Origin of the sequence: Streptomyces sp. UNOB3_S3, from assembly GCF_020740895.1 — a bacterium.
Lineage (GTDB): Bacteria > Actinomycetota > Actinomycetes > Streptomycetales > Streptomycetaceae > Streptomyces.
The window spans coordinates 1-10,779 of record NZ_JAILXP010000254.1; the positions used below are offsets into that span (position 1 = coordinate 1).

At 72.7% G+C, this 10,779-nt stretch carries 11 protein-coding genes; 5 read left to right on the top strand and 6 right to left on the bottom strand.

Translation table 11 applies throughout. The features are described 5' to 3' along the window. Positions 1-35: 35 nt before the first annotated feature. Positions 36-593 carry a L,D-transpeptidase gene (locus K6I33_RS24295; protein ID WP_229356649.1) on the bottom strand — a complete coding sequence of 186 codons (558 nt, stop codon included), beginning with the start codon at positions 591-593 and terminating at the stop codon, positions 36-38. A 108-nt stretch (positions 594-701) separates the two neighbouring features. On the opposite strand from K6I33_RS24295, the gene K6I33_RS24300 reads away from it, so the two are divergent. Continuing rightward, positions 702-1,442, top strand: a complete 741-nt coding sequence (locus K6I33_RS24300) for a DapH/DapD/GlmU-related protein (protein ID WP_229356650.1) — start codon at positions 702-704, stop codon at positions 1,440-1,442. Between the two features lie 26 nt (positions 1,443-1,468). On the opposite strand, the gene K6I33_RS24305 is transcribed toward K6I33_RS24300, so the two are convergent. Then, the gene (locus K6I33_RS24305) at positions 1,469-2,719 is read right to left on the bottom strand and encodes a cytochrome P450 (RefSeq protein WP_229356651.1); all 1,251 of its coding nucleotides are present in this window, start codon (positions 2,717-2,719) and stop codon (positions 1,469-1,471) included. 396 nt (positions 2,720-3,115) lie between these two features. Here K6I33_RS24305 and K6I33_RS24310 point away from each other — a divergent pair, with 396 nt between their 5' ends. After that, positions 3,116-4,291, top strand: a complete 1,176-nt coding sequence (locus K6I33_RS24310) for an acyl-CoA dehydrogenase family protein (protein ID WP_229356652.1) — start codon at positions 3,116-3,118, stop codon at positions 4,289-4,291. A 110-nt stretch (positions 4,292-4,401) separates the two neighbouring features. Here the strand turns inward: K6I33_RS24310 and K6I33_RS24315 are convergent, their stop codons facing one another. Then, positions 4,402-5,274, bottom strand: a complete 873-nt coding sequence (locus tag K6I33_RS24315) for an NAD(P)-dependent oxidoreductase (RefSeq protein ID WP_374285730.1) — start codon at positions 5,272-5,274, stop codon at positions 4,402-4,404. Between the two features lie 90 nt (positions 5,275-5,364). Here K6I33_RS24315 and K6I33_RS24320 point away from each other — a divergent pair, with 90 nt between their 5' ends. Further along, entirely contained in the window at positions 5,365-5,979 is a 615-nt protein-coding gene (locus tag K6I33_RS24320; RefSeq protein WP_229356654.1) for a TetR/AcrR family transcriptional regulator, read from the top strand. Positions 5,980-6,058: 79 nt separating this feature from the next. Here the strand turns inward: K6I33_RS24320 and K6I33_RS24325 are convergent, their stop codons facing one another. Continuing rightward, positions 6,059-6,454, bottom strand: a complete 396-nt coding sequence (locus tag K6I33_RS24325; RefSeq protein ID WP_229356655.1) for a cupin domain-containing protein — start codon at positions 6,452-6,454, stop codon at positions 6,059-6,061. Further along, the gene (locus tag K6I33_RS24330) at positions 6,451-7,899 is read right to left on the bottom strand and encodes an MFS transporter (RefSeq protein ID WP_229356656.1); all 1,449 of its coding nucleotides are present in this window, start codon (positions 7,897-7,899) and stop codon (positions 6,451-6,453) included. Before K6I33_RS24330 ends, K6I33_RS24325 begins: the two co-directional genes overlap by 4 nt. 57 nt (positions 7,900-7,956) lie before the next feature. On the opposite strand from K6I33_RS24330, the gene K6I33_RS24335 reads away from it, so the two are divergent. Continuing rightward, positions 7,957-8,619, top strand: coding sequence for a TetR/AcrR family transcriptional regulator (locus K6I33_RS24335; protein ID WP_229356657.1), 663 nt, complete (start codon positions 7,957-7,959; stop codon positions 8,617-8,619). A gap of 151 nt (positions 8,620-8,770) precedes the next feature. Continuing rightward, positions 8,771-8,986: a Fe-S cluster assembly protein IscX gene (gene iscX / locus K6I33_RS24340; RefSeq protein ID WP_229356658.1), complete on the top strand. Its 216-nt coding sequence runs from the start codon at positions 8,771-8,773 to the stop codon at positions 8,984-8,986. A gap of 22 nt (positions 8,987-9,008) precedes the next feature. Here iscX and K6I33_RS24345 read toward each other — a convergent pair whose 3' ends face one another. Beyond that, the gene (locus tag K6I33_RS24345; protein WP_229356659.1) at positions 9,009-10,355 is read right to left on the bottom strand and encodes an NAD(P)/FAD-dependent oxidoreductase; all 1,347 of its coding nucleotides are present in this window, start codon (positions 10,353-10,355) and stop codon (positions 9,009-9,011) included. Between the last annotated feature and the right edge of the window lie 424 nt (positions 10,356-10,779).

The window sequence follows — 10,779 nt, forward strand, 5'->3', positions numbered from 1 at the left end:
GGGGCGAACCGGCGGCGGGCGGCGGCCCGTCGGGCTCAGCCGCCGGTCACCCGCAGGGTCGCGGGCCAGCCGTAGCGGCCGAGGACCCGGTAGAGCTCCTTGATGTCGGAGGGGCGCAGTTTGACGCAGCCGTGGGAGGTGTAGTCGGTGGGGCCGTCCCAGCGCTGGTAGCCGCCCCGGCCCTGACCGCCGGAGCGGGTCATCTGGCTGTGGATGAACAACTCGGTGCGGTCGGTGCCGTCGTGGCAGCGCTTGGTGCCGAGCTCGACCGCGTAACCCTTGATCAGGTTGCCGTCGTACGCGGTGTGGTGCGGGCCCAGGGCGTAGGTGCCGTCGGGCAGCCAGCCCCGGCCGCGCAGGCACTCGTCGGGCACCCGGCCCGAGCCGGCGCGGTAGGTGACGACGGGCCGGCCGTGCCGGACGTAGGTCAGCCGGGAGTCGTCCGGGGTGTACTTCGTGAACCTCAGGTAGGTGCCGCCCGCGCCGGCCGTCGCCCGGTCCGCCGGGGCGAGGAGGGCCGTGGTGGCGAGCGCGGCGGCCAGCGCGCCGCGCAGCAGGGCGGAACGGACCGGGGAGGACGGACGACGTGGCATCAGGAGGTCTCCTTGGGAGCGGCCGGTGGTCACGGGGCGGACGGGGTGGGGCGAAGATCACAGGCCGGTGCGGGATCCGGCCGGTGGAGCGCTGAGTACGGTGAGCGGGTGCCGAAGCAGAACCTGTTCCCCACCCTGGCGCGCTGGCGGCGCCGGGCCGCTTCGGCGGCCGTCCACCGCGGCGCCCGCTGGGTGCGGGAGGCCGGGGCCGTGACCGCCGAGTGCCCGGGCCCGTACCGCTTCCGCAGGCTCGGCCGGCACTCCCGGCTCGCCTTTCCGCAGGGCACCATCTTCGGGGAGCCGTGGATCGAGATCGGGGAGCACTGCGTCATCGCCCAGGACGTGACCCTCACCGCCGGGATGCTGCCCGGCCTGGACCTGGGGCGGGAGACGATCGTGCGGCTGGGCGACGGCGTGGTGCTGGGGCGCGGCAGCCATGTGATCGCCGACGCGCCGCTGACCATCGGGGACGACTGCTTCTTCGGCCCGGGCGTGTACATCACGACGACCAACCACAGCTATGACGATCCCGAAGTGCCCGTCGGCAAGCAGTGGCCGCGCAGCGAGGCCGTGGAGATCGGCTCCGGCAGCTGGCTGGGCACCGGGGTGGTGGTCCTGCCCGGCGCGCGGCTCGGCCGGAACGTGGTCGCCGCGGCGGGCGCGGTCGTCCGGGGCGAGGTGCCCGACCACGCGGTGGTCGCGGGGGCACCCGCCCGGATCGTGCGCACCTGGGACCGTGAGACGGGCTGGCAGCCGCCGCTGCGGACGCCGGCGCCGCTGCCCGTCCCCGAGGGCGTGACGGCCGAGCAGCTGAAGCGGCTGGAGCCGGGCCCGCCGGACGGCGGCTGAGGGCGATCGAGGGCGGCCGCCCGCGCTCACCAGGCCACGGGCAGGGTCTCGGGGCCCCTGTTGATGGAACCCCGTCGCCAGCGCATGTCCTTCGGCTCGACGGCCAGCCGCAGCCGGGGGAAGCGGTCCAGCAGGGTGGAGAGCATGACCTCGGCTTCCATCCGGGTCAGCAGCGCGCCCACGCAGTAGTGGGCGCCGTGGCCGAAGGACAGGTTGGGGGCCTCGTCCCGGCCGAGGTCGAGCCGGTCGGGTTCGGTGAAGACCGAGGAGTCCCGGTTGGCGGCCAGGTAGGACACGTAGACGACGTCGCCGCCGCGGATGGTGGTGTCCGCGACGGTCAGGTCGGCGGTGGCGATGCGGGGCAGGCCGACGCCGTTGCGGTGGGGGATGTAGCGCAGCAGCTCCTCCACGGCGCCGGGCAGCAGCTCCGGCTCGGTGCGCAGCCGCTCCAGCTGCTCGGGGTGGGTGAGCAGCGCGTAGACCATGTTGGAGACCTGGTTGCGCACCGCGTCCATGCCGTTGAGGACCAGCATCACGGCGAGCGAGACGAGCTCGGCGCGGCTGAGCTCCTCCTGCGCGTGGGCGGCGACCAGGGCGCTGAAGAGGTCGTCGCCGGGGTCGGTGAGGCGGCGGTCGGCCAGGGCGCGGAAGTAGCCGGCGATCTCGCGTTTGACCGCCTCGCTCTCCGCCTGGGTGTGGTCGCTGGAGAGGATGACGGCGCGCCAGGTCTGGAGCAGGTCGATGTCGCGGGTGGGCACGCCGAGCAGATCGCCGATCAGCTGGGCGGGCAGCGGGCCCGTCAGGCACTCCGTCAGATCGGCGGGCGGGCCCTGGCGGGCCATGCGCTCGGTCATCCGGTCCGCGAGCTCCTGGGCCCGGGGGCGCAGGGCGGCCACCCGCTTGCGCCCGAAGGTCTGGGCGACCAGGCGGCGCAGCCGGGTGTGATCGGGCGCGTCCGTGCGGCCGATGCCGCCGGCGGGGGCCACCACGTGCGGGGTCATGCTGGTGACCGGCCGGTCCACGGTCAGGGCGCGGCTGAGCGTGGGGTCGGAGGCGACGGTCTTGACGTCCTCGTACCGGGTCACCAGCCAGGCGTCCCCCTCGCCGAAGCGCATCCGGACGCGGGCGACGGGCTCCTCCCGCAGCAACCGGTGGAGCAGGGGGTCGAATTCGAGGGCGGGCAGCGGGTCCACGGACCAGTCGTGCACCGCGCCGCCGGTGCGGCGGGCGGGAGCGGCCCCCTCGGCCGGGGACAGCTCCGGGAAGGAAGCGTTCATGCTCGTTCACGTCCTCATCTCATGCCGGAGGCCGGCCGGGCCGCCCGACGGAACAGTCCCGGACATACTGGCTATTCCCACCCCGGAAAGGGGCATTCGCCGGGCCGCGGAATACACCCACAGGGGTGAAGCGGCGAACGGGCCGTTGCCAACCCTCCGGAGGCCATTCGGCGCATCGCGCGACAGCGCCGGATATACCTCTTCACCGGTATGACGGTAATTCCCATCAGGGGCTCACCGGGCGGTCATCGGGGATTCACCGGCCACTGTCGCGATGACCGTGGCGTTACCGTCCGGGCACCGTTTACTGGCGCCGCGCGGGTACAGTCACCGCTGGACTGAAAGGGACGCCCGCCGGGGCGGACCATGCACCAATTATCAATGCCAGGAGGCAGGATGAGCGCGTCAGAAATCGGTGCCGCCGAAGTGCTGGCAGCGGTCCGGGACATTGTTCCGACGCTCCGGGACAATGGCCGGAAGACCGAGGACCAGCGCTGGCTTGTGGCCGACAATCTTGAATTGCTGGAAAAGGCGGGCGTGTTCCGTATCGCCGTGCCCAAGAAATTCGGCGGCCTGGACCTCCCGGTGGCCGACCAGGCCGAGATCCTTTCCGAGATCTCCCGGGGCTGCGGCTCGACCGGCTGGGTCTCCATGGTGTGGATCTCCACCGCCTGGATCGCCAGCCTCTACCCCGACAAGGCCCAGGAGGAGATCTACGCCGAGGGTTCGGTGCGCATCTCCGGCGGCTTCACCCCGGGCGGCACCCTCAAGCCCGTGGAGGGCGGCTACCTCCTCAACGGCACCTGGCGTTTCAACACCGGTATCCGCGGTGCCCAGTGGAACGTCCACGCGGCGCTGGTGGAGCACGAGAACGGTGAGCACGAAGAGCTCTTCGCGATGGTGCCGACCTCGGACATCGAGATAGCCGACGACTGGGACGTCTTCGGCGCCTCCGGCACCGGCAGCGCCACCTCCACGGCCAAGGACGTCTTCGTCCCGGCGCACCGGATCGTCGGTGTCGACGTGTACGACGCCTCGACCCGCGACCGCTGGAACGCCGACCTCAAGGGCCGCAACTACAACCTCACCAGCTACATCGTGGCCACCTGCGCCCCGGTGTACCTCGGTCTGGCGAAGGCCGCGCTGGAGCTGTACCTGGAGCGCACCCCGGGCAAGCCCATGTCCTACAGCAACTGGGCGGACCAGGCCGAGCACCCCTACATCCAGGTCCAGGTGGGCCACGCCGCCAACAAGATCGCGGCGTGCGAGGCGTTCCAGAAGGTCTGGCTGGAGAACATCCAGCGTGCCGCCGACGCCGGCGAGAAGATGACCACGGAGGAGAAGGCGGCCGTCCGTGGCCAGGTCGGCTATGTCGTCCAGGCGACCAAGGAGGCCGTCGACACTCTGTTCGGCGTCAGCTCGGCCTCGGCCATCCTGCGGAGCACGCCGTTCCAGCGGAGCTTCCGTGACATCGCGGCCCTGTCGCTGCACGGCCTGATGACGCCCATCGGCTCGCTGGAGGCGCACGGCCGCGTCCTCCTCGGCCTCGAGCCGGGCACCGACTACCTCTGATCCGCCGCCGCGGCGAACGCGGCGACGGTGTCAACGGTGGCGTGAACACGCGAGGACCGGCGGGATTTTCCGCCGGTCCTCGCGCGCGACCCGGCGGGTCAGGCGGACGGTCAGGCGGAGGGCTTCTTCAGGACCTCGATGAGGCTGGAGAAGCTGTTGTCCTCGAAGCCCCGGTCCATGCCGCGCCGGAAGACGTCCTGGACGGCCTTGAGCAGGGTGGTGTCGACGCCCGCGTCCTCGCTGGTGTGGAGGATGTGGTCGACGCTGGCCGCGCCCATCGCCAGCCGGTCCACGTCGCCGGGGTACTCGGCGTCGTCGACGTGGCGGGCGTACAGCTCCAGGAAGTGCGGCATCATCGTCATCATGCCGGAGGCGTAGGGGAGCAGCTCCCCGGCGGACACCCCGTTGGCCTTGGCCAGCGCCAGGGCCTGGTAGTAGCTGAGCATGCTGGTCCAGAAGATGATCATCTGGGCCTGGTAGTACATGGCCGCGAGGCCCGGGTCCTCACCGCGGTAGTCGGTGCCGGTGAGCACCGCGAGGGTCTCCCGGTACGTGTCGAAGACATCGCGCGGACCGCTGTAGTAGGTGGAGGACCCCTCCTTGCCGATCATGGGCGGGGGCACCTGGACACCACCGGTGAGATGCCGGGCGCCATGGCCGGCGGCCCACGCGAAGGCCGCGCGGGCCTTCTCCGGGGTGTCCGAGCTGAGGTTGATCAGCACCCGGCCGTCGAGGGCGGCCGTGGCCGGCTCGAGGATGGCGTACATGGCGTCGTAGTCCGTGAGGCTCAGCACCACGAGCTCGTTGGCCCTGAGGGCGTCCTCGACCGAGGGGGCCAGAACGGCACCCTTGGCGACCAGCTCTGCGGCCTTGCTCGCGGTCCGGTTCCACACGGTCACAGGGTGGCCGTTCTCCAGGAACGCGGCCACCATCGCCTGGCCCATCGGGCCCAGCCCGATGACGGTCACTGCCTGCTTGCTCACTGGCTCTCCTCGCATGACTAGAACGAACGCTCTACTTGGATCAACGTAGCACAGCGCTAGAACGAACGCTCTATCCGTTAAACTCGGGGAATGGAGACGATCAAGCCGCGACACGACGCCACCGAGGGAACGGGCGCCGTCGTCGGCACCCGGGACCGGATCGTCCGGGCGGCGGCCCGGCTGCTGCAGCGCCAGGGCTACGAGGGGACGGGCATCAAGCAGATCGCCCGCGACGCCGAAGCCACCCTCGGCTCCGTCTACCACTTCTTCCCCGGCGGCAAGCAGGAGCTCGCCGTGGCCGCGATCCAGCACGGCGAGCACGAGTTCGCCGACATCCTGCGCGACGGACTGGCCACCGACGAGGACCCCGCCGAGGCGATCACCACCTGCACCCGGCTGCTCGCCGACTATCTGCGGCAGTCCGACTGGCTGGACGGCTGCCCCGTGGCGGCCACCGCCCTGGAGACCGTCGGCCGCGCCCCCGCCATCCAGCAGGCCTGTGCCGAGGCCATCGGCCACTGGACCGACCTGGTCGCGGAGAAGCTGCGCGAGGGCGGCCTCGACGAGGACACCGCCCGTGATCTGGCCTGCGCGGTGATCAGCACCCTGGAGGGCGCCGAGCTGACCGCGCAGGTGCTGCGGAGCGAGGCGCCCCTGCTGACAGCGGGCCGGCACCTGGCCCGGCTGATCCGCACCTATCGATAGGGCCGACGCCGGCGCGGCTGCCGTGAGCCCTGGGCAGTGGTGGCGGCCCGGCAGCAGGGGCTGCCGGGCCGCACTTCGGTCAGTGGGTGTCGGTGCGCCTTTCGAGGCGGGTGCCGCGGCGAAGGGTGATCGACATGAGGTCGCTCGGAGAGTCCAGTTCCAGGCGGTGCCAGCGGCCTCGGGGAACGATCACGGCCGCGCCCGCCGGCAACCGCACCGCCTCGCTGGATTCGCCGGGTCCGGTGGGGCGGAAGTGGATCCGGGCGCCGCCCGCCAGGCAGCACACCGCCTCGTCCGCCTCCGGGTGCATTTCCCAGTGGTCGGCGTGGACGTCGGCGTCGGTCTCCACGTGGAAGGTCGCGATCTGCCATGCGCCTGAGTCGCTGCTCGCCATTCGGCGTTCGGCGGCTCGTACATCGCCGTCGGGGTGGAACAGCAGTGCCGAGGCGAACAGGTCGATGGGTGTCGTCGTCATGACGGTGTTCCTTCCAGTTGATTCTCTGTGGGGGTGGCGGCTTGCGGGGTGGTCGGCGCAGCGCGGTGACGGGGCAGTACGGCGATCGCCACGGCCGCGGCGAGCAGGAAGAGCGCGGCGGTGACCGCCAGGCCCAGGGCGTAGCCGTCGTTCAGAGCGGCGGGGTCGGTGGCCGCGCCGGTGCGGTGCGCCGCGACGGTCGCGAGGACGGCCAGACCGATGCAGCCGCCGAGTTGGCGGGAGCTGTTGAAGACGCCTGATGCCATGCCGGCCTCGCGGGGGGTGATGCCTGTGGTCGCGGCGGCGGCGACCGGAGCCAGGACCAGTCCGGTGCCGATGCTGGTGAGGACGGAGGGGCCGAGTACGTCGGCGAGGAAGCCGCCGTCCGGTTCGATGGTGGAGAACCAGGCCAGCCCCGCGGCGGCCAGCAGCGCGCCGGGCACCAGAGCCGCGCGCGGGGAGCGGGAGGAGGTGATGCGGGTCGCGGCGACGGTGCCCGCGACCAGGCCGACGGAGAAGGGCAGGAACGCGGCACCGGTGGCAGCGGCGCCCATGCCCAGGACCTGCTGCAGATACAGGGACACGAAGTAGAAGGCGGTGAACTGCCCGGCCGCCGCGAGGAACACCAGGACGTTGGCGCCGGCAACCCAGCGGCTGCGCAGCAGCCCGAGGCGCAGCAGCGGTGCCGGGGTCCGGGATTCGGTGGCCACGAAGGCGGCCAGCAGTACGGCCGAGGCGGCGAGGGCCACCAGCGTGGCCGGGGAGCCCCACCCGACCGTGTCGGTGCGGACAACGCCGAACACCAGCAGCCCGGTTCCGCCGGTCGCCAGGACGGCGCCGAGCATGTCCGGAGCCTCGCGCCGGGTGGGAGGCGCGTCGGCGGGCACGCCCGCGAGGACCAGTGCGAGAGCCGCCGCGACGATGGGCAGGTTGATCAGCATGACCCACCGCCAGCCCGCGTACTGCGTCAGCAGCCCTCCCGCGAGCACACCCAGTGCGCCGCCCGCCGCGTTCACCGCGCTCCACACCCCGAGCGCCCGGGTGCGCCGAGGCCCCTCGGGGAACGTGGCGGTCAGCATGGCCAGCGCGGCCGGAGCGGCCGCGGCGGCACCCAGGCCCTGGCCGGCCCGGGCGGCGACCAGTTGCCAGGGCGCCTGGGCCAGCCCGCCCGCCAGTGAGCACAGCCCGAAGACCGCCAGGCCCAGTGTGAAGAGCCGACGCCGGCCGTAGAGGTCGCCGGCCCGGCCACCCAGCAGCAGAAGTCCGCCGAGTGTGAGCGCGTAGATGTGCACGACCCAGGAGAGGCCGAGCGGGGTGAACCCCAGTGCGAGGCGGATCGCGGGCAGCGCGACGTTGACCACCGACATGTCCAGGGCGACGACGAACTGCGCGACGGCAGCCGCCGCCAGCACGGCTCCGGGACGCCCCCGTAAGTTTCTGTACATGTAAGAAAACTAGCCCCTGGTGCGCCCCGGTGTCGACACCCAGGGGAGGATGGGGGCATGCCGCAACCGCCCGCACCGCGCAAGACACCCGGCCGACCTCCCCGGATCTCCCGCGACGAGATCATCGGGACGGCCCTTCGGATCCTGGACGAGGAAGGCGTGGACCGGTTGACGATGCGTCGGCTGGCCACGGAGATCGGCAGTACGCCCATGGCGCTCTACCATCACGTCCGCAACAAGGACGAGCTGCTCGTGCTGCTGCTGGACGACTACGCGACACGGACACTGCGCCGGCCCGGACTGCCCGACCGGCCCCGCGAGCGGGTCATCGTCGCCGCGGAGGCGATCCACGAGGTACTGGCGGCCTGCCCCTGGATCGTGACGGTGCTGACCGCCGACGACCTGCTGTCGAAGACCGCGCTGTGGTTTGTCGAGCAAATCGTGGACGGGTTCGTCGACTGCGGGCTGACCCCCGACCGGGCCGTGCACGGTTACCGCGCGATCTGGTACTACACGGCCGGAGAGATCATGGTCCGGGCGGCGGCCCGGCGACGCGCGGAGGACGACCGTCCCGTCCACCGGGAGAGCGTCTTCGCCGACCTCGACCCCGAAGAGGTTCCCCGGTTGGCGCAAGTCGCCGACCGATGGGAGACGCTGACCGCCCAGGACACCTATTCGGACGGGCTCCGGGCCCTGGTGGACGGCCTCGCCACCCGGTGACGACACACCACCGCGTAAACGCGACGGCGTTGCCGACAGGGCCCACCGCGCGGTAACCGTCCGGTCATCGCCGCAGGTCGGCCCGCGACGCCCCGACCACGGCCGGAGGGCTCTCTGGACCTCGCGGGCGCCCTCCGACACACTCTGGCCCATGCGATGGACGGACATCGAAGAGATCGCGGCGGGCCTCGCCGAACAGCACCCCACCACCAGGCCGGTGACGACCGACCTGGCCCGGATCCGGGACTGGGCCGCCGGGCTGACCGGCTTCAGCGACGACCCCACCCGCTGCAACGCCCGGCTCCTGGAGTCGATCCAGCTCGCGTGGAGCGACCGGACCGTCCCCCGGGCGGACAGAGCCGGCTGACCCCGTACGGACGCGGGCCCGCTCAGCCCGCCAGGACGCTCCGGGCCGCGCGGCGGCCGGAGAGCAGCGCGCCGTGGACCGTGCTGCTGTGGTCGGCGCTCGTCGCCTCGCCCGCGAAGTACAGGCGGTCCCCGACGGGTTCGGCCAGGACGTCGTGGTCGCCGGGCTCGAAGGCGGCGGCCGGGAAGGAGTACGAGCCCCGGGCGAAGGGGTCGGCCGCCCAGCGGGTGAGCCGGTACGCCAGGGGGTCGGGCACCCTCTCGCCGTAGACGCCGCGCAGGGCGGCCAGGGCGTCGCCCACCACGGTGGCGTCGTCCAGCCCTTCGAGGCGGCGGGCGACGGGCCCGCCGTGCAGGACGGCCAGCACCGGGGCCCCGGTGACGTGCCGGAGGTCGAACCAGTTGGCGAAGGCGCCGTGCGGGGTGTCCTCCAGGCGGATCACGTCGCTGTCGTCCCAGAACGCCGCCGGGAAGCGCAGATAGAGCTTGTCGTAGACGCCCATGCCCATGCGCTCGATGACGCGCCCCTTGGCCTCGGGCAGCTCCGGGGCGAAGGTGACGGCGCCGGTCTTCAGCACACCCAGGGGAAGGGTGACCACGGCGCGGCCGGCGGTGAAGACGCCGTGGCCGTCGGTGTGCACCTCCACCCCGTCGCCACCGTGTTCGACGCGGGTGACGCGGTGTCCCAGCCGTACGTCCAGCCCCCTGGCCAGATGGTCCGTCAGCTGCCCGTACCCGCCGGGGAAGACGGCCTCCACGCCCTCGTAGTCCTTGCCCCAGATCACGGCGGTCAGGGCCAGCTCCCCGATGCCCGCGCCCCAGTCGTCCTCCGCCATGCGGCCGCACGCCTCGACGACCCGCCGGGCCCGCGCCGGCTCCAGGCCCACGACGCCCAGCACCGTACGCAGCCCCTCCGCGAGGGACAGCCCCGGCTCCGCCCGCGCCGCGAGTTCCTCCAGCGCGCCGCCGGCGGCCTCCAGGTCCTCGGCCAGGGTCGTCGCCTCGGCGCGGGTGAGGCGGCGGCCGCCGGGGGCGTAGGAGACCGTGCCGTCCTGGCTGCCGTAGTCGAGGGTGCCGACGTCGTAGACGACCGTGGCGGCACCGGCCTCCTCGGCGAGCTCCGCGACGGGGTTGTCCTCGACGCCGTGGATCCAGGAGGCGCCCAGGTCGACGCGCAGCCCCTCCCACTCCTCGGTCCACAGCCGCCCGCCGACGCGCTCCCGGGCCTCCAGGACCGTCACCGCGTGGCCGGCGCGGCGCAGTTCCCGGGCGGCGTACAGCCCGGCCATCCCCGCGCCGACGACCAGGGTCCTGGGGCCGTCGTCTTCGCCGGGAGCGGCCGGAACGCCGGAATGCGACCAATTCTTCATACCGGAACCGTATGCGATGGGCCCGGACCACGGGCGGAGCGTCGCGTCCCCGGCCCATGGAGGGATCACGCGGCGGAAAACGGACGGGCCGACCGGACGCTATTGACGCGCCCCTGTCAATCCCACGCCGTGCGTGGCACGCTTCCTGACGCACCGTCGAATCCGCACCACTCGTCTGCCCGGACCCGGCAGCCGGTCCGGCCCCCCACACGGCCCCGCGCCCCACGCGCCCGGCCTCGGCAGAAGGAGTACGCGTGAGACGTCCCCACCACGGCACCCCCGGCATCCTGCTGGCCACCGGCGCCCTGCTCGCCCTGGGCGCTCCGGCCACCGCGTCCGGCGCCGCGCCGGCCGGGGCCGAACGGGCCCCGGCGACCGCGCACACGACCGCCGCCCAGCGCGGCGCCGTCGCCTTCTGGACCCC

Coding starts and splice junctions, on each gene's coding strand:
- iscX (WP_229356658.1), top strand. CDS start 8,771: ATGCGATGGACGGACATCGAAGAGATCGCGGCGGGCCTCGCCGAACAG.
- K6I33_RS24325 (WP_229356655.1), bottom strand. CDS start 6,454: ATGACGACGACACCCATCGACCTGTTCGCCTCGGCACTGCTGTTCCAC.
- K6I33_RS24345 (WP_229356659.1), bottom strand. CDS start 10,355: ATGAAGAATTGGTCGCATTCCGGCGTTCCGGCCGCTCCCGGCGAAGAC.
- K6I33_RS24295 (WP_229356649.1), bottom strand. CDS start 593: ATGCCACGTCGTCCGTCCTCCCCGGTCCGTTCCGCCCTGCTGCGCGGC.
- K6I33_RS24335 (WP_229356657.1), top strand. CDS start 7,957: ATGCCGCAACCGCCCGCACCGCGCAAGACACCCGGCCGACCTCCCCGG.
- K6I33_RS24320 (WP_229356654.1), top strand. CDS start 5,365: ATGGAGACGATCAAGCCGCGACACGACGCCACCGAGGGAACGGGCGCC.
- K6I33_RS24330 (WP_229356656.1), bottom strand. CDS start 7,899: ATGTACAGAAACTTACGGGGGCGTCCCGGAGCCGTGCTGGCGGCGGCT.
- K6I33_RS24310 (WP_229356652.1), top strand. CDS start 3,116: ATGAGCGCGTCAGAAATCGGTGCCGCCGAAGTGCTGGCAGCGGTCCGG.
- K6I33_RS24305 (WP_229356651.1), bottom strand. CDS start 2,719: ATGAACGCTTCCTTCCCGGAGCTGTCCCCGGCCGAGGGGGCCGCTCCC.